Consider the following 17,158-nt stretch of genomic DNA (forward strand, 5'->3'; position numbering starts at 1 on the left):
GGTCGGAGCCTTGGAACCAGGCGGTGGATCGCCCACGCGGTGCCGGGGTTCAGGGCGTCGCGGCATCCGCAACGGTCATGGCCAAACAAAACGGCGCGATCGCTCCGGCGTACGCTGATACGTATCTCAATTGCCGAACGTTTTTCTCGGGATGAGGGTTCTGCCAGCGAGCGACGAACAACGCCAAACAAAACGCAGGTTTCTCGTCGAGTGTTGGGTTCGACCCGACATAGCCGACCGCCGCGTGGTCCAACGGTTTCGGCGTGCCGTTGTGCCAGTAATCGGTCACGTGCTGATCGTAATTCATTGGCAGACGAGCTGACGTTCCATCGTCATACTCCAGCACGACCCACCCCACGGACTGTTCGCCACCGGTCTGCCACTGCTTGCAAGCATGGAACAGAAACAGGTAGTCAAAGGATCGATCGACTTTGACCGGAACACTCTTGGGAAAATTCTCGTGACGATGACGTCCTTTCAATTGAACGTAACGGTCAGAAACCCGAAATGGGACGCCGGCTAACTCAATGTCGCCTCGGGGGACGCCTTTCATGTGGTTGTCAGTATTCCTGGGAGGCCCTTCGTCCAAAGACTGGTTCGCAACGCCGGTAAGATCCAATTTGGTCGCATTGGTGATTGAGGGGCGTTCGCCAGGTTTCAGTCGGGGACTTTTTCCCGACTCGGCAGAGGACATCCGGTCATTTGAATCGGCCGCGGCGCGATCGGACATCACGTCAAGTTCAGGCTCACTGGGATTGCTCGCAGGGACCGGCTTGGATTGGGCCGGCCGCACGGTCGACTGCCCATTCAGCCGTGGTCGTTGGGATTCGGAACGTTTGATTTCCGGAACCACCAAGCTAGCCACTTCCGCATCCAGACTCCTTCCTTCGTATCCGACGCTGACATAACGAATCTTGCCTTCTGGACCGATTAAAAAAGCGGTCGGAAGCGTATCGACACGCCATTGCGCGAATATCGTCTCCGCGGCTGGTTGGGCGATCGACGGCCAGGTAACTTTGCCCGTGCGTTGCAATTCTTTGACCGTGCCGACCGGCTCGGCGTAGACGCCCAGGATTTCCAGGTTGTCGTCACCGAATTGATTGATGTAATTGCGAATGTGCGGGTAAAGCCGCTCGCTGGGACCACACCAAGACGCTGAAAAGACCACCAGCGTCGGCTTGCCGCCGGTTTGCGACAATTGGATCGATTCCCCATCGATGGTTTTCCCGACGAGCGGTGGAGGCTCGACTCCGAGGCTCAAGTGTTGCAGGGAGTACAGCATGCTCTCGGCAAGCTCGCCTAATGAGCGCCCCCGGACTTCTGTCTGTTGGCCGTCCCGGATGGCCAGTTGCAACAACCGTTCAAGCAAGCTTCTTTGATCCGAACTCAGCGGCTCGACGGCCTGTGAACGCAAATTGATCGCCATCGCCAGGGCGGCGCTGGCTCGCGTTTCCGGGGCCTTGGACTTTCGCACCAACGATTTCAAAAAATCCCGCGCCGGCTCCGAGTCAATCGCCGCCAGCGTGAGTGCAGCGTACTTCAATCCCGGCTCTGCAAAATGGTCTTCCGCTAATTGCGTAATCACCGGGCTAAGTTCGGGCGAGGCACCGCGTGGATCGGAAGAGGCCAATTCCAAAGCCGCCAGCAAGGCTTGAAACGCCGTGCGTGTTTTCGGATGCTGTTTGGCCAGCTTGCTAAGCCGAGGAATGAATTCCCCAGCCGGATGAATCTTCTCCAACGAGATTTTTTTTCCTTCAGCGGCAACCACTTCCTCCAGCCACCGCGTCATTTGATTCATCAAAACGGCGACGTCCTCTTCCATCGGAATCATCGGATGATCCGAGGGGGCGTCCAAGGGAAAACGGATCACCGACTTAGCCGCGTCCGCCTGGCGTTTCAACGACACGAGATGCGCGACATGGACCGCGAAGCCCAATTGTTCACCGGGGACGATCCACGTTGCGATCCCCAACACGCGTCCCTGTTGATCCAGAATTGGTCCCCCACTGCTGCCATTGGAAATGACTGCATCGGTCTGAATCCACAGCGTCTGGGGCGATGCCTCCAGATCACTCTGAATCATCGCGGGCAGTTCCTCGGTGCGGCGGACGGCGTTGACGTTGCCACGACTGATCGTGTGGCTGAACCCGCGCGGGTGCCCGATGGCAATGACCGGCGCGCCCAACGGCGGCCGAGCCACCAGGCTTTCCCTAAGTGGACGCAAACCCCTCGGCAACTCGGAAACTTTCAAGATCGCCAAATCACGACCTTTGTCGACTGCCAAGCACCCTTCGACGTCGGCCGTCGATCCGTCGCGGAAACGGACTTCGGCGCTCATCGCGCTTGCAACCACGTGATAATTGGTTGCGATCAAACCGCGGGAGTCGATGACGAAACCGCTTCCCAGGCCGGACGAACCGGTGATGTCGGAGGTCCTCACCAAGACGACGGCGTCGGCCGCCTGCTCAAGACTTCCGGTCGGAGATGCGTTGGCCGGAGCGTGATTCCTCAGGTCCGGGATATCGTCCCTCTGCCCGCGCTGATCACCGCGTGGTTGATCATCGCGGAGCTGATCATTGATAAACCGGCGGTCAGCGCCGCTCAGCACGGTTAGCGGCACATCGACGACCGTCCCGTCTGTCTTTCGCAGTCGAACTTGATCGTCCTCAACCTGTACAAATTCTGCCTCAACACTGAATCGCCCACTGCGATCCGACCAAATTCGGCCATCATCCGCGAACACGAGCGACGGACACAGCACCCCGAAGCCCGCCAAGGCTCCCAGCGCCATCACGCGTAAGTCAAACATCACATCTCCACAAACAAGGTAAGTCTATCACCAGTTTAGCCCCTGTTCTGGGACGAGTGAAACACCCCCAGGTTCCCCACTGGCCGTCGAATTCCCGCGGGAAAACATTGAAGCGAGCAGATCTGAATCACCCCGGCAGATGGTCTTCCACCACGCGTGCCCACGAGATGACGGCTAAGCTTCATGAGGCTGCGCTTCGTGATAGGTGCACGCAATGGCGGCTTGAGCCGCTCTCAACTGAAAGAAAATGGCCTCAAGTGCAGTCCAACTGCGACGCTGCAAAAACCGCCAAGCCGACCGGAAACCCCTTAAAATGCGCTGAGGGCAACTCCCGGAACACTCTGTAGGCGAGGCTTACCATGCGAGCGACTTTATTTGGAATGTTTCTGGTGACCGTGGCCGTTGGCTCCGCGACGGCGGCCGACGATTTTCATCGGCTGGAGGGCACTTGGCAGGTCGATTCGTTGACGATCAACGGCAACGAGGCCAAACCCGAAGATGCCCACAAGCTGACCGTGGTCAATGGCAACGACGGGCGGTGGAGCATTCGGTCGGAGGGCAAAGAGATCAGCCACGGAACCAGCACGCTGGATCCGACCCGGAAGCCCAAGTCGATCGATTTCAAGCCGACCGAAGGCGGCGGGCAGGGGAATCGCTACGAAGGGATTTACCAAATCAAGAAGAAAACGCGTCAGCTGTGCTTCGTCCCGCCAGGACACGACCGCCCCGACGATTTCAGCTCGGCCCCCGGCAGCCAACGGATTCTGGTCAAGTTCAAACGGCTCGAGCCTGCCGCCCCCCTGACCCCCGATCCGACAAAGACACGTCAATCTTCCGAAGAGGAGTAGTCGGATTCGGCCAGACTGGCCAGCACCGACGTTTGCCATTGGTGGAGTCGTTCGCCCAGTCGGTCCGCGAGCTCTGGCTGCGTTTCAGCTAGATTCTGTTCCTCGGCGGGATCCTGCCACAGATCAAACAGCTCCACACTGTCCGCATCGGTTTGCCCGACGACCAGTTTGTGATGGCCGTCCAAGATCACTCGGGGACCCACGTAGTCCCGGTCGCCGATGGGCGGGTGGTGAAAGTTGGTGAAACTGCGCGTCAGCTTTCCCGCCATGTATTTGACTAAAGGCGTCGTCCCCCGCTGCAATTCGGGGTCGATGTAGGGTTCCAGCGCCGGCTTTCGATTTTCTAACTGACGGACATCGTACTGCCAGAAACAGATCGGCTGGTCGCGTTGTTCCATCGTGCCGTCGATCAATCGCGCCAGGGACACCCCATCCAACGGACGTTCCGGTGGCGCGACGCCGACCAGTTGGCACAGGGTGGGCAGGATGTCGCTGGTCACGGCGTTGAGCTTGCTGACCCGGCCCTCGGGGATCCGAGCCGGCCATTCGATCAGCCCCGGCACCCGAATCCCGCCCTCGTACATCAGCGCTTTCTCACCGCGGAAAGGTGTTGCCACGCGGCCGCTGCTGGGCGGGCTGCCGTTGTCCCCGCAATACCAAAGCATCGTGTTCTCGCGAAGGTTCTTGTCGGTAAGGTGCTGACGAAGCTCTCCGATCGCGCGATCCATCGCGGTGATTTCCGCATACCGTTCTCGCAACACCTCCCTCAACGAACGTGTGGCGGGCCGGCCCGTTTCCATGCTGGTCAAACGCACGGTTCGCTCCGAGTACTCCGCCGGCAAATCGTCGTACTTGGCGAGATCCTCTGGCAATCCGCTGTAGGGCTCGTGTGGGGATCCGAACCAGACCACGGCCAGAAAGGGTTTTCCGCTCTGGTGGGCTCGATCGATGAACTTGATCGTTTCGTCAATGGTCACCTTGGAACCTTCCCCCGGGAACGTCCGCGGCGGCTGTCCGTTTTCCGAAAGCACCGGGTCCATCTCGTAGAAGTTGTCATGCGAAACAAAGTGGTCAAATCCCATCGCGTGAGGATTCGTCGGCGATCCGGCCTTCACCGGTCCCAGGTGCCATTTGCCGAAATGCCCGCATTGGTAGCCGGCCTTGGACAGCAGGTGGGCGATCGTGATCTCTTCCAGCCGGATCGAGAAATTTGGCTGGAACGTGCCGTAGCGATTGGGGTGGCGTCCGGTCAGGAAACTGCCACGGGTCGGAGAACAGGTCGGATGACCGGAGTAGAAATGGTCCAGTCGCAAGCCGGACGCAGCCATCTGATCCAACACCGGCGTTTGCACGTGCGGATGCCCGTTGTAACCCGTCTCGCTCCAACCGTGATCGTCGCCCATCAGCAGAATCAAGTTGGGCCGGTCGTCCGCGACGGCGAAGGGGTGCAGCGTCAGTGCGGCGGATAGAAAAGTTGCCAGGAGAAAAAGTCTTGTCGTCAACATGGCCGGTGGTGCAGGAGGGGGAAAACAAGAACGGGCAGTTCGTCAGATGTTCAACGGTGTTGCCCAATCGTTCGTCACCGCCGCCCCATCATATCGCCTTCAGGGCTTGCGGTCGGGTGACGCCGCACACCCGAGCACCGAGTTTCGCCCAGTTCGTTCGCCCAGTTCGTTCGCCCGCTTCGATTAAGTGCGGTCGCATTCGATGGCCCGCGGTGCGACACCGGCACCATCGTGAGAAGCTCTTTGGCGGTCGACATCCACGTCGAATCCTCGATAATCGCGTTCGTTCCCGTTGCGAACCGTCGCACCGTGCGTTGTCGCTGCCCCGAATGGATGGCAACGGCAACTGCGAACCCTTTCCGATCCATCGTGTCTGCCGTCCTGGAGCCGAAAACCGATGCCCCAACCGACACCAGAACGTCCTGACGGAACCGAGTGTCCGCCGTCCCGGCCCGCCTGCCCGGTATGCGGCGGCAAACTGATCGAGATCCGTGCCAAGTTGCAGTGCTCGGTGTGCCACACCATCTGCGAAACCTGTTGCGAAGGCGGTCCGGGCTGAGCCCGTCGCGTGAACCTTCCCGCAGGCCTTCCCGCGTGCCGCGGGCATCAATCGCCAGGCCGATGGTTGGCGATCGGTTCAACCGCCTTGTTCCCTTGAGTCCCGTCGGCGATTCGATGACCTTCACGCTCGATCACGTGGTCCCTTGGGGACGAACCCACGACGAATACGTTCGACTGTTCGACTTGCAGGACGCTGACCTGACGCGTGCGATCCTTGGCTGTGCCGACGGGCCGGCCGCATTCAACGCGTGCTGGACTCGCCGGGGCGGCCACGTGGTCTCCTGCGACCCGATCTACCAGTTCTCCGTTGATCAGATTCGCTCGCGTGTGATGACGGTCGCCGACATCGTGGTGAAGCAAACCCAAAGCAATTTGGAGGCATTCGTCTGGTCCTCCGATCTGCCCGACGTTGGGGCGCTGCGGTCCCGGAGGTTGCGGGCGACCGACGCATTCTTGGATGATTTGCGAGAAGGCAAACGCGAGCACCGCTACGTCACCGGCCAGCTTCCAACGCTGCCTTTTGCGGACGACGCATTCGACCTGGTCCTGTGTTCGCACTACCTGTTTCTGTACGGTGACCTCGGACTGGAATTCCATCTTCAATCCGTCGCAGAACTTTGTCGCGTCGGCGGTGAAGTTCGGATCTTTCCGCTTACGCAACTTGATGGCCAGCCGTCGCCGTTCGTCGAACCGATCACTCAGCAGGCCAAACGCAGCGGATATCACGTGGAACGACGCAGGGTTGACTACGAATTTCAACGTGGTGCCAACACGATGCTCCGTCTTTCTCGATTTGAATCGTCGACGTGCGAGTCCGCCCCGCGTCCGGACCGTTGAATCCGCTTGGAATCCGTCCGGTCGCCCCCCTTGGATTGAGCCTCCGTGATCCGACGGCCCGAACGGCCTGGAATCCCTGCCAAGAAAAATCTCGGGAAAGTCTTAGGCGGTGGTCGGCGCAATTTCGCAGGGGGAAGTGAAGAGCGGGTCATGGACCCGTCCCATCGTCACTTCAACCGCCCGCCTGACCATGAATCCCCGCGTCATCCTGCCGCTTGCCCTGGTTTTGTCGTCCCTGCTGTCCTACCGCGTCTCGGCGCAGATCCCCAGCAATCTCCCCGAAACCCGCAAACTTCACCAAGACCTGAAAAGGCTGACCGACGAGTGCGATCGGACACGGGTGCTGGTCGGACAACTGCGTTCGGCGACGAAGTCAACGCGGCAAGGTGTGGACCAGGCCATCGACGTGACCTCGGCGATCCGAGCGATGGATCGTCGTCTGGTCAAATTGATCGACCGGCTGAAACCTTATCATTCGATTCCGAAGGTGCGAGGCGTGACACGGCGGCTGAGTTCCAATCTGGAACGAATCCAGAAACAGGTTCACCGCCTGCGAAAGAAAACGGACTCATCGGAGCGAAACGTGCTGCGTCCGGCGCGGGATCGTTTGCGAGAGCTGGAAACGGCACTCGCCGGCGCCGAGAATCGGCTGCGAAACCTTTCCGCCGCTGGGGCGCGATGGACCTCCGATCTGGAGCAAGCCGCTCGCATTGCCGCGCAATCGCCCGCCGCACGACAAATTCTGGAACCCGCCTGCCGATCGGCATCTCCGGCGACCAGCGCCGCGGTCCGCGCCGTCGTCCGTGCCCGAACCCAAGTCGATTCCGTCGGCCAGCGTCTGGCTGACATGCACTCGCATTTCGCCACGTTCCGCACCGTGGGACATTCGGTCAACGAACTGGGACAGAAGATGGAATCTGGCGAAAAACTCACTGGCAATCTGGACAAGGTGCTGGGCAAACAGTTGACCATCAAAGTGCCGCTGACCAAGAAACCGCTTCGATTCCGAATCCGGGACATTTTGGAAAAGCCCGGTGATGTCATGAATGTCGTGCTCAAGCCGTTGGAAATGATGGCCGACAAGCTACTCCAACCGGTTCTGGGAAAACTGAAGCTGGAGATTCCGACCCCGAAAGGCTTGGATCAGTTGGAAGCCCGCATGGAACGGGTGGATGCCAGCGGTCGAAGTCTGCTGAATGGGCTGGGACAGCTGGAACGACAACTGCAGATCGAATTGTCGCAAAGGCTGCAGCAAGTTCACGCCGAATCCACCCGTCTCCTGAGAGCCGTCCAGCAATCGGTTCGGCAACCGGCCCCGCCCGTTCGGCAACCGGCCCCTCCCGAGCACGACCATCAAACGCCGATGAAACGAACCAGCCCGGTGATGTTTTGGATGCCGGGATAGCGAGGCTTTTGGCGCGTCGTAAAATGGTCGCAGTTGCGCGTCCGCTTCAAAGGGCCGCTATGATCGGGCTTCACTCAAAGCTCAAGGCTTCGAAAACGGCACACCTGCGAGGATCGCAACGTTGGGGCCCACCGCTGGAGAGCCGACGAAGACGTTGCCGTGTTGAAATGACTTCAACGCATCCGCCCTTGCTGGATCGGACGTCGATGTTCGCCGACTTTCCTTTTGCGTCACGGAGCAATCCATGATTGGCAACCTGTTGCTAAGTTTTCTGATCATGGGTTGCTGCATCTCGGTCCAGTCGTTTTTCGCTGCCGTGATGCTGAAAGCGTTCTTCATGTTCGACGACCGGGGCCTGATCAATTCGTCGGTTTTCCGCAACGCCATGATCCTCTCGACGGTCACCCTGATCATGCTGGTGGGGATTGTGTTGCAGATGCTGATTTGGGCGACCACATTCGTGGCGGTGGGCGAATTCAACGATCTGCGGCACGCGTTCTATCATTCGGCCGTCAACTTCACGTCGCTCGGCTACGGCGACGTGGTGATGTCCGAAGAGCGCCGTTTGCTGGGCGCCTTGGAAGCCGCCAATGGCGTGCTGATGTTTGGACTGACCACCAGTTTGCTGTTCGCGCTGATGGCAATCTTGATCAAGCGGCGTTGGTCGGCCGAGTTGAGTCGACATTTGTAGTGTTGGCTACGTGGGCACCGACGCGATTCCACCGTCTGGCGACGGTGGCTACCGGGGAAAGTAGCTACGCTCGCCAGAGCGTGGGTCCATCGCGCAACACCACCGTCTGGCGACGGTGGCGACGGTGGGGCCGGCGCCGGCCCTTCAAAACTCGATGATCGTCACACCCTGGCCGGGGAACTCGTCCATCCGGGCCAGCAGTTGGGCGCCTTGCTCCAGGGACACCACATCGCTGATCAGTCTCGCCGGGGCGAGTTGGCCGGACGCGATCATTCGCAACATGTCATCGTAGCAATAGGCTTGCATCCCATGACTACCGAAGAGTTCCAGTTCTCTGGCGATCACGGTGGACATCGGAACGGGGGGATCACTCTGGTCACCCAGTGTCAATCCGATTTGCACGTGCCGACCGCGTTTGGCCAGGCATTCGATGGAGTTCCAACAGGTTTCGTGGCTGCCGAGGGCATCCAGGGAAACGTGGGCACCCCCGCGGGTAATTTGGCGGATCCGTTCGATCACGTTCTCCTCGGAGGCGTCGATCGTCTCCAAAGCGCCCAAGCGTCGGGCCGACGTCAGCCGCTCGGTCCGCACATCCACGGCGATCACCTGCGCTCCGACGGCTCGAGCAACCATCACCGCGGAAAGCCCCACCCCGCCGCAACCGTGGACCGCCACCCATTGGCCCGCCGCGACACGTCCCTGCTGGACGATCGCGCGAAAGGAAGTGGCAAAACGGCAGCCCAGGCTGGCGGCGGTCACGACGTCGATCGAATCGGGCAAGGCCACCAGATTGACGTCGGCAAATCGGATCTCAACTTGTTCGGCAAACGCACCCCATTGGGTAAACCCCGGTTGCGTGTACCGATCGCAGATGTGCGGGTTTCCAGATTCGCATTGGGGACAGGTCCCACAGCCGCAGCAGAAGGGCACGGTCACTCGCGATCCCGGTTTCCAACGACGCACCGAATCGCCGACGGCCACAACGACTCCGGCCAGTTCGTGACCGGGGACGTGCGGCAATCGCACCTCCGCGTCGTGCCCCATCCAGGCATGCCAATCACTTCGACAGACTCCGCACGCCTGAACGTCGATGACGGCCGAGTCCTCGTGGGGTGTCAGATCCGAAACTTCGCGAATCTCAAGCGGACTCTGAAACTGTTCATAAATGGCGACTCTCATGTTCCCACGCTAACACGGTGGCAAGCGTTCGGGAAGCAAGCGATCGCTCGCCCGCGGAGGGTCAGTTGCGTTGGGTCACCTGGATCCCAGCATCAACACGCGGACGGGGCGGACGTCGGTGTACATCCCGATTCCTTCCAAGGCGGCCGCCAGCGCCTCCGCATCGACACGTTTGTCGTATCTCAAGACGAATTGCAGGTTCGGTGACACTTCGACTTCGACGATCTCGTAGCCGATCGTGCCGGCCGGTTCCAAGTGGTATTCCAGCAGTCCTTCGGCAAAGTCTTCGGCATCGATGTAGGACGTGAAATTGCCGGAGATCTGTGATCCACCCCCGCGCAAGTTCCAAATGATCTGCCAACGAAACTCAGGTTCACCTGCGAACACATCGTAGTCGTAGTACAAGTCGGCCGGATCGATCCACGAGGGAGACACCGGAGTCGCGCTCGCGTCGGCCGCACCGGCCGGTTGCCACGAAGTGATCGTCAGCAGAACGGTGAGAACGCCCGCGGAAATCTGAGACGCATTCATTGAAACACTCTGGAAATAGCGGAAAAGACGAGATCGAACAGCGAAACACGCACTGCCCACCCAAAGGTTGATGGCACAAGCGGATTCGCCGACGATCTGTGACAATCCTTGCCCGAAAAAGATGACCTTTTTCCGCCACACCGCCTCCGAAACTTCGACTGTCACTGGCAATCGAACAGCAATCGTCAAGCCGGTTCTTAGTTGAGATCGTCGTTGCCCAGATGGTCGCGCAGGGTCGAGGGGCCGATGTAGGTATTGTCAACGAACGCAATTCGGAAGGACGCTCCCCACTCGGACGCAGCCTGGTGGCAGCGTCGCAGGTAGTCGGCGTTGGGCAGCAATGCCCGGTTGTAGCGTTCGGTTTTTCCCACGTACAAAAATGCCGACGACGCGACAGGGTTGGAACAGAGCAAATCAAAGTGTTCGATCTGCGTTGCTGGAATCTCCCAGCGGTCGTAGCCGCGTTCTCGGTGATCGAAGAGCGCCAGGGCCGACTCGGAAAGATTGCGGATCATTACGCCATTGAACGAAGCTTGATCCGATTTCGAAACGGTCAAGACGCCACGAGCCAATCCGTTGCCCCGCCGCCACACCGGCTCCTGATGAAAGGAGCGACGAAACCCGAGCACCGTGACCGGTGACAAATCTGGCGCGAGAGCTCCGTGACGGGCCAGTTCATCCAGGCTCATCAAGCTGCCGTAGACGATCAAATTAGCCATTGCAGGTTTCACGGTTTGCCGGAACGTCGGGGGAGTGGCGATCGACGTGGCCACGCTCACCAAAGTGTGGGACGGCCCCGGGCGCGTCCACCGTCGGGCGATGGTGGCTACAGGAATGCAGAAATCGGTGTCGCCACGCTTGCCAGAACTTGCACCACCACCTGGCCCGTCCACCGTCTGGCCCGTCCACCGTCTGGCGACGGTGGCTACGGCGGCCACGGGGGTTTCCGGGGAAAGTCTATTCCGGTTCGGGCACCAGAATCTCGATCCCGTACTGCGGCGCGACACGAAGCAGTTTCTCAATGTCGGCCGGTCCGGGCGGCGGCGCGACCTGTGCATCATCCGCCAGGGGCTGCCCCACCTCGAAGAACATGTTTTCCAACCCGGCAGGGGCCACGGAGATCAGCAACCGCGAAACCTTCTTGCTCTCATTCTTGAACGCGTGCAGACTTCCCGGCGGCATGTTGACGAAGGTTCCTTCGCTGGCCACGAATCGGTCTTCGCCCAATTGAAACGTCATCTCTCCTTCGAGGACCAGAAACGATTCCTCCTCTCGTGAGTGACGATGCGGCGGCGGGCCGCTGCCCGGAGGGACGATGGCTTCGAAAGTCGCGTACTTGCCATCGGTTTCCTCGCCGATCGCCAAAAAACGATAAACGTCTCCCACAATCCCGATCCGACGCCCTTGGGCGGGTGTCCGAATCGTTTCACGGTGCGTCATTTTCATCGCAAAGAATCATTGAAGGGGAAAGTCAGATCAGATCGTTGACCGAACGTGTCGCATAACAGGGTGACGATCCTTCCGACACCCGCCAAGGAGGAGACGACCGATGCAAATGTTTCGAGTCCCATCAGGCATTCATGGAGAGGTCCGCATGGCCAACCGTCCGGAACATTGGATCCCGTACACCACCAAGATGCAATCTGATTTTGACGAGCCGGTCAGCCGGACGCGGACGACGGTCGTCTTCCGCTCGGGACGCTGGCTGTTGCGTGTCAAGCGACACGATGTCCAGCTGTATAACGGAATCCGCTGGATCCGGATGAAGTGAGGGCCGGCGTTTCCGTCGGCTTGCGCCGAAGTCAGGGGGCTGTCGTCGCTTTGCAACTGGAGTCAAGTCGAACGGGAGGGTGCAGGTTGTTCTCGAGAGTTCGCATTTGGGTCGATACCATGGGGGCCGATACCATGGGGCCGGCGGCAGAGCGACCGGGCAGGGGAATCGGAAAAAACATTAGAAAAGTCGGGTTGGCCGCGCATGATCGGCGGCAAACGGTCGCTTGATGGATTAGGCAACGGCCGCAACTCCATCACGTCAACGATCTGAATCATGTCGAAGACCAATTTTGGCCGCAATCTGACCCTCAGTCCGACGCACCAGTTCACCCCAAAGAACGAACGGGAACTGCTTGAACTTCTGAACCGTTTTCCAGACCAGAGTTTTCGAGTCGTGGGACGCATGCATTCCTGGAGCCGAGTCCTGGAGGCTGACGATGTGCTGCTGGATTTGCGCCAATTTGATTTCGTGCAACCCGAACAGCAGGGCCAGAGTTACTCGGTCCGTGTCGGCGCGGGGTGCCAAATCAAACGGCTGCTTTCCGAGTTGCAGCGACAACGCGGCTGGACACTCCCGTCGGTCGGATTCATCACCGAACAAACGGTTGCCGGAGCCATCGCGACCGGAACCCACGGCTCCGGACGGCATTCGCTTTCGCACTACGTCCAAAGTGTTCGCGTGGCGCGTTTCGATCCTTCCAGCGGACGAGCGTTCATTGAAGAGATCGACAGCGGGGATCGGTTGCGCGCCGCGCGTTGCTCGCTGGGTTGCCTGGGCATCATCACCAGCGTCCAAATGCAATGCCGCCCCGCCTACCGCGTCGAAGAACAATTTCGCTCCTACGATCATCTGGAAGAGGTGATCGAAGCGGAGTCGCAATGGCCCCTGCAACAGTTTTACCTGGTGCCCTGGCGTTGGACGCTGATGGCACAACATCGACGAGAGACGGAAAGCGCCAATTCGTCTTTGCGGCACGTCTACTGGTGGTATCGATTCCTGGTGTTCGACCTGTTGATGCACTTTGCCATCTTAGCGATGGCGAAGTGGTTTGATCTGAGAGGTCTGGTGCGTTGGATGTATCGTGCGGTGATTCCCAATTTGGTCGTTCAAAACTGGTCCGTCGTCGGTCCGGCGGCCAAGCAGTTGGTGATGGAACACGAATTATTCCGGCACGTGGAGATCGAAATCTTCGTGCGGCAAGATCGGTTGCAACCGGCGGTGGAGTTTCTGAAGGAGACGCTGGTCGCCGCCGGCGCTCCCGGCAATCGCTCAACCACCGTCGCCGGCGACACGCCCGCTCGGGCGGGAACGTTGCACGAGATCGAGGGACAATACTGTCACCACTACCCGATCTGCATTCGCAAGGTATTGGCCGACGACACTTTGATTTCAATGGCCAGCGACACCGCGCCGCGAGAGGTGCCAGCTGACGATCGCGTTGGTCCCAGTCCCGCCTGGTATGCGATCACGCTGACCAACTACCAGCGGCACGGCCGACGGATCGGATTCGAACGGGTTGCGAGCTATCTGGCCAAGGAGATGGCGCGACGCTTTGACGCTCGACCTCACTGGGGAAAGCTGTGCCCGCTGCCGATGAAAGAATGCCAGCGACTCTACAAACAATTGCAAGCATTTGGCGATATCTGCCGCTCCATGGATCCCCAGGGCAGATTCCAAAACCGATGGACCACGTTGTTGCTATCAACGGATAGTAGGGCGACCGACGAATCAGGCCATTCGCCAGGCCGTGAGTGAGCATGCCAGGATGCTGCGTTCGACGCGATTGGCATTGTGTTGAGCGTGACGAACACGTGGTGGTCGTGACGCGTGCGGACACCAACGCTCGCGAAGCGCAAAAAAAAACGCCCGTGATCAACGGGCGTTTCCTTCAGAACCAGAACGATTTTCGACCGGCCTGTCCGATCATTTGCATGACACTGGACGATTACCTACCGGCAGGGACGCCTGGTCGCGGTTGAATTACGAGGCTCTCCTCAGCTCAACACTCATCTCCGATCGATCCAGGGTCGCGGATTGAGCTGGCTTCTCGGCAATTTCCGCGCGACGAATCGGAACTTCGCGAGGGGCTTCAATCGCCAGTTTCACGCGTGAACCGTTCACCTGAGACACCTTCACGACGATGTCCGAACCGATGTGGATCGACTGACCATCCTTACGAGACAAAACCAACATTTCTAAATCTCCTTGAAACGTTTTGACCTGTGAGAGCCATCCTCACTGTTAAGCGGGATGCAGAGGCAATCTCCGTACCCTTTTTTCCAGGAAGATCCGGTTTGCGTCGAATTTTAGTCAAGTCGTCAAGCCCCCCTGAAGACTCCCGCCGCCCAACCTGACCACCTCGACGCAGGACGAAGGCAGAAATCACGGGCTTTCAGAATCTCGACCGGGGATCTAGCAGTCGTCGTGAGGCTTGCCGGTGCTCGTCCCGCGACGCCGTCGACAGAACCCTAAGCCGCCTTTTCGTCCGCCTCCGCCGTTGATCTGCTTCCGCGCACCTGAGCGATCTAAGACCGCCGTTCCGGTCGCGCATGAAACAGCTGACCGCAGGTTGACGATTCTTCAGCATCGCGAACGATCAACTGGGCTGCCACGGATTGGACATCTTGCTAGCATTGGCAAGCCGAGCTGTTCGGTCGACGTGGTGCACTTCACGTCGCCACGCTCGCCATCTTGAACTTTTCCAGCTAGCGGGAGTAGTGCGATGTCGATGAACAGCCGCGAAGGGCTTGAAGAACGAATGCGAACAGCGGTTGCGATTGCCAAAGTCGGCATCGGCAAAGGTCAGAGTCCATTTGGCGCGTCGATTTACGATGCCAGGGGCGAGCCGATTGTTGCCGAACACAACCGCGTGCAATCGGCGTTGGATCCATCGGCACATGCCGAAGTGGAGGCGATCCGATCAGCTTGCAAGAAAATCGGCCAGCCGGACTTGTCAGGGTTTTGGCTGTTCGCGACGTGTGAGCCGTGCGCGATGTGCGCTTCCGCGATCGTGCTGGCCGGAATTCGGAATGTGGTGTTTGGGGCGACCGTGCAGGACGCCCAGGAGGCGGGGTTCACCTTGCTCCAGTTCGAATGCCGAGAAACCTTTGACAGGGTCGATCCAGAGTTTTTGGTGTACGGGGAAATCTTGCGTCAAGAATGCCAAAACCTGTTTCAACGGGCCGGCGATTGATTTGCGTGAGGCCGACCTCAAATCCTCCGGCCAACTCACGGCCAGTTGGTCCGCCGATTGCGTTGCGGCAATCGTTGTGCCGGGGTGCGTTCGGTTCGCCAACCAGGCGGTTGGATTGGGCGCTGTGAGGGCTTAGATTTCGACCGGCGAGTTGGTTGACCGGATCAATCAGCTCACCCACCGGGATACGCAAATCTTGAAAGGTTGACGTGCAAAACAGAATCGGAAAGTGTGTCATCGCGGACGACGTGCGGGCCCCTCGGCAGCAGATCGCCCGCTGGATGGAGGATCTTGGGTTTACATGCTTCACCGCCGCCGACGGTGTCGAAGCTTATGAATTGATTGCGGTCAATCACCCGGACCTGGTGATCTCCGATATCGACATGCCTGACTGCACCGGGTTTGATCTGCTGCGACTGATCCGTAACTCGGAGGACGCAATGATTTGCAAAACTCCGGTGCTGGTGATCAGCAGCCTGCAAGACCATGAAGTTGAACGCTTTGTGCGTGAGCATCGCGCCGATTCTTTCCTGGCCAAACCGCTTACCAAGTCGACGTTCCTGGATGCGGTGTTTCGGACCTTGCGTCGTTCGCCCGCCTGGGGAAGTTTTGACGTCGGCGACGATTCGTCCCCCAGGATTTCGCCCACCTTGCGGGAACTGGTTCGGCGCGCCGGCCAGAATCCCTGATACCGATCTCATCGGACGTCGAAGACGGGGCAAGCCGGCACCTAACTAATTGGCACCGCAGTTGCTTACAAATGTTTGAGCTTTGACTCATAGCGACGCTCGTCAGAGCGTCGTCATCCGCCGTCTGGCGACGGCAGCGACGGGGCAATGAGACTCTGCAGTTTGTTGCGGTGCAATGCAATTTGATTCGCAGACGAATGCATTGGTCGCATCAGAATATGCATCGGTTGCATCAGAAAACGGGCAGAGCGACGCCAAGCCAACCTTGTCCTGGCGGCACAATCCCCTGGCGGAACGACCTAGCGAAATGACCGGGTCTTCCCGAACAGATCCCAGCGGCTCCGAACCGGCCCACCGATCCTCGTCCTGCGAGAGGATGGATGCACGAGGTGATGCCGCGCGTTGACGCTCGCGCGAGCTGGCGGACGGTTCGAATTTCGTTCCTATTCCCTTTCAACTATCCACTTACCCATTGATTCTTATGACAACGATGACGACTCCATTCAAACGACAGATTCTGGACGACGCCAATCAGCAAAAGACCGTTGACCTGTTGCAACAGAACCTGGTCAACCTGGTCGACTTGGCTTTGCTGCTCAAGCAAGCCCACTGGAACGTGGTCGGACACAACTTCCGATCGGTGCACTTGCAGCTTGATGAAATCATCGCCTCGGTCCGCGAGGCCAGCGATGAGGTTGCCGAACGGATTTCGGCGTTAGGCTTGCCGCCGGACGGGCGGTCGAGCACGGTTGCCGAGAAGACGGATTTGGCGAGCTATCCGAGCGATTTTCAACAGGTACCAGAAACCATTTCGCGGGTCGCCGACGCGCTCAAAACCACGGTCGACCAGCTGCGCGAAGCGATCGCCAGCCTGGGTGACCTGGATCCGATTTCTGAGGACATGTGCATCGGAATCAGCGGTGTTTTGGAGAAGCATCTCTGGATGGTGCAGTCTCAGGAGGTGTGAACGCTCCGCGCAAAGTGGCTGGTTGGCGTTTCTCCTCCGGCCGCGGCCCCAAATCAGCTCCGATCCTTTGATTTGATTTTGGCGGAGGACGATTAACATGGGCCATCGCCATTGGTGAAAGGTCGCCCGGGATGATTTCTCCGCCCTCGCCCGCTGCCGTAGCGGCTGG

At 59.2% G+C, this 17,158-nt stretch carries 16 protein-coding genes; 9 read left to right on the plus strand and 7 right to left on the minus strand.

The window, feature by feature from the left end; genetic code table 11:
* Positions 1–49: 49 nt before the first annotated feature.
* A complete protein-coding gene (locus tag FYK55_RS07260; protein ID WP_150075707.1) occupies positions 50–2,809 on the minus strand; it encodes a trypsin-like peptidase domain-containing protein in 2,760 nt (919 codons plus the stop codon).
* A gap of 359 nt (positions 2,810–3,168) precedes the next feature.
* On the opposite strand from FYK55_RS07260, the gene FYK55_RS07265 reads away from it, so the two are divergent.
* Positions 3,169–3,657, plus strand: coding sequence for a TIGR03067 domain-containing protein (locus FYK55_RS07265; RefSeq protein ID WP_150075708.1), 489 nt, complete (start codon positions 3,169–3,171; stop codon positions 3,655–3,657).
* Here FYK55_RS07265 and FYK55_RS07270 read toward each other — a convergent pair.
* A complete protein-coding gene (locus tag FYK55_RS07270; RefSeq protein ID WP_150075709.1) occupies positions 3,636–5,162 on the minus strand; it encodes a sulfatase family protein in 1,527 nt (508 codons plus the stop codon). The two genes, FYK55_RS07265 and FYK55_RS07270, sit on opposite strands and share 22 nt — an antisense overlap.
* A gap of 675 nt (positions 5,163–5,837) precedes the next feature.
* Here FYK55_RS07270 and FYK55_RS07275 point away from each other — a divergent pair.
* From FYK55_RS07275 to FYK55_RS07285, 3 genes are all read left to right on the plus strand, one after another.
* Positions 5,838–6,560 (plus strand): SAM-dependent methyltransferase, encoded by a 723-nt coding sequence (locus FYK55_RS07275; protein WP_150075710.1) that lies wholly within the window; start codon positions 5,838–5,840, stop codon positions 6,558–6,560.
* 190 nt (positions 6,561–6,750) lie between these two features.
* Positions 6,751–7,965: a hypothetical protein gene (locus tag FYK55_RS07280; RefSeq protein WP_150075711.1), complete on the plus strand. Its 1,215-nt coding sequence runs from the start codon at positions 6,751–6,753 to the stop codon at positions 7,963–7,965.
* Positions 7,966–8,209: 244 nt separating this feature from the next.
* Complete coding sequence (locus tag FYK55_RS07285) at positions 8,210–8,656, plus strand: ion channel (RefSeq protein WP_150075712.1); 447 nt, start codon at positions 8,210–8,212, stop codon at positions 8,654–8,656.
* A gap of 144 nt (positions 8,657–8,800) precedes the next feature.
* On the opposite strand, the gene FYK55_RS07290 is transcribed toward FYK55_RS07285, so the two are convergent.
* The 4 genes from FYK55_RS07290 to FYK55_RS07305 form a co-directional block, all read right to left on the minus strand.
* Complete coding sequence (locus tag FYK55_RS07290) at positions 8,801–9,835, minus strand: zinc-dependent alcohol dehydrogenase family protein (RefSeq protein ID WP_150075713.1); 1,035 nt, start codon at positions 9,833–9,835, stop codon at positions 8,801–8,803.
* 75 nt (positions 9,836–9,910) lie between these two features.
* On the minus strand, positions 9,911–10,366 hold the full coding sequence (locus FYK55_RS07295) for a hypothetical protein (protein ID WP_150075714.1): 456 nt from the start codon (positions 10,364–10,366) through the stop codon (positions 9,911–9,913).
* Positions 10,367–10,563: 197 nt separating this feature from the next.
* The gene (locus FYK55_RS07300) at positions 10,564–11,085 is read right to left on the minus strand and encodes a gamma-glutamylcyclotransferase family protein (RefSeq protein ID WP_150075715.1); all 522 of its coding nucleotides are present in this window, start codon (positions 11,083–11,085) and stop codon (positions 10,564–10,566) included.
* 238 nt (positions 11,086–11,323) lie between these two features.
* Entirely contained in the window at positions 11,324–11,812 is a 489-nt protein-coding gene (locus tag FYK55_RS07305) for a cupin domain-containing protein (RefSeq protein ID WP_235908489.1), read from the minus strand.
* Between the two features lie 103 nt (positions 11,813–11,915).
* On the opposite strand from FYK55_RS07305, the gene FYK55_RS07310 reads away from it, so the two are divergent.
* Together FYK55_RS07310 and FYK55_RS07315 are read left to right on the plus strand one after the other, a co-directional pair.
* Positions 11,916–12,137 (plus strand): hypothetical protein, encoded by a 222-nt coding sequence (locus FYK55_RS07310; protein ID WP_150075716.1) that lies wholly within the window; start codon positions 11,916–11,918, stop codon positions 12,135–12,137.
* A gap of 276 nt (positions 12,138–12,413) precedes the next feature.
* Positions 12,414–13,895, plus strand: a complete 1,482-nt coding sequence (locus FYK55_RS07315) for a D-arabinono-1,4-lactone oxidase (RefSeq protein ID WP_150075717.1) — start codon at positions 12,414–12,416, stop codon at positions 13,893–13,895.
* A 225-nt stretch (positions 13,896–14,120) separates the two neighbouring features.
* Here FYK55_RS07315 and FYK55_RS07320 read toward each other — a convergent pair whose 3' ends face one another.
* The gene (locus tag FYK55_RS07320) at positions 14,121–14,333 is read right to left on the minus strand and encodes a carbon storage regulator (RefSeq protein ID WP_150075718.1); all 213 of its coding nucleotides are present in this window, start codon (positions 14,331–14,333) and stop codon (positions 14,121–14,123) included.
* Positions 14,334–14,862: 529 nt separating this feature from the next.
* Here FYK55_RS07320 and FYK55_RS07325 point away from each other — a divergent pair.
* The 3 genes from FYK55_RS07325 to dps all read left to right on the plus strand — a co-directional run bounded on the left by FYK55_RS07325 (position 14,863) and on the right by dps (position 16,989).
* Entirely contained in the window at positions 14,863–15,333 is a 471-nt protein-coding gene (locus FYK55_RS07325) for a nucleoside deaminase (RefSeq protein WP_150075719.1), read from the plus strand.
* Between the two features lie 209 nt (positions 15,334–15,542).
* Positions 15,543–16,022, plus strand: coding sequence for a response regulator (locus FYK55_RS07330; protein ID WP_150075720.1), 480 nt, complete (start codon positions 15,543–15,545; stop codon positions 16,020–16,022).
* Between the two features lie 490 nt (positions 16,023–16,512).
* Positions 16,513–16,989: a DNA starvation/stationary phase protection protein Dps gene (gene dps, locus FYK55_RS07335; protein WP_235908490.1), complete on the plus strand. Its 477-nt coding sequence runs from the start codon at positions 16,513–16,515 to the stop codon at positions 16,987–16,989.
* The last annotated feature ends 169 nt before the right edge of the window (positions 16,990–17,158 follow it).

This window comes from Roseiconus nitratireducens (assembly GCF_008629675.1).
Lineage (GTDB): Bacteria > Planctomycetota > Planctomycetia > Pirellulales > Pirellulaceae > Stieleria > Stieleria nitratireducens.

Excerpts from the sequence above, each read along its gene's own strand:
- FYK55_RS07260 (WP_150075707.1), bottom strand. The coding sequence starts at position 2,809 with ATGTTTGACTTACGCGTGATGGCGCTGGGAGCCTTGGCGGGCTTCGGG.
- FYK55_RS07265 (WP_150075708.1), top strand. The coding sequence starts at position 3,169 with ATGCGAGCGACTTTATTTGGAATGTTTCTGGTGACCGTGGCCGTTGGC.
- FYK55_RS07270 (WP_150075709.1), bottom strand. The coding sequence starts at position 5,162 with ATGTTGACGACAAGACTTTTTCTCCTGGCAACTTTTCTATCCGCCGCA.
- FYK55_RS07275 (WP_150075710.1), top strand. The coding sequence starts at position 5,838 with ATGACCTTCACGCTCGATCACGTGGTCCCTTGGGGACGAACCCACGAC.
- FYK55_RS07280 (WP_150075711.1), top strand. The coding sequence starts at position 6,751 with ATGAATCCCCGCGTCATCCTGCCGCTTGCCCTGGTTTTGTCGTCCCTG.
- FYK55_RS07285 (WP_150075712.1), top strand. The coding sequence starts at position 8,210 with ATGATTGGCAACCTGTTGCTAAGTTTTCTGATCATGGGTTGCTGCATC.
- FYK55_RS07290 (WP_150075713.1), bottom strand. The coding sequence starts at position 9,835 with ATGAGAGTCGCCATTTATGAACAGTTTCAGAGTCCGCTTGAGATTCGC.
- FYK55_RS07295 (WP_150075714.1), bottom strand. The coding sequence starts at position 10,366 with ATGAATGCGTCTCAGATTTCCGCGGGCGTTCTCACCGTTCTGCTGACG.
- FYK55_RS07300 (WP_150075715.1), bottom strand. The coding sequence starts at position 11,085 with ATGGCTAATTTGATCGTCTACGGCAGCTTGATGAGCCTGGATGAACTG.
- FYK55_RS07305 (WP_235908489.1), bottom strand. The coding sequence starts at position 11,812 with ATGAAAATGACGCACCGTGAAACGATTCGGACACCCGCCCAAGGGCGT.
- FYK55_RS07310 (WP_150075716.1), top strand. The coding sequence starts at position 11,916 with ATGCAAATGTTTCGAGTCCCATCAGGCATTCATGGAGAGGTCCGCATG.
- FYK55_RS07315 (WP_150075717.1), top strand. The coding sequence starts at position 12,414 with ATGTCGAAGACCAATTTTGGCCGCAATCTGACCCTCAGTCCGACGCAC.
- FYK55_RS07320 (WP_150075718.1), bottom strand. The coding sequence starts at position 14,333 with ATGTTGGTTTTGTCTCGTAAGGATGGTCAGTCGATCCACATCGGTTCG.
- FYK55_RS07325 (WP_150075719.1), top strand. The coding sequence starts at position 14,863 with ATGTCGATGAACAGCCGCGAAGGGCTTGAAGAACGAATGCGAACAGCG.
- dps (WP_235908490.1), top strand. The coding sequence starts at position 16,513 with ATGACGACTCCATTCAAACGACAGATTCTGGACGACGCCAATCAGCAA.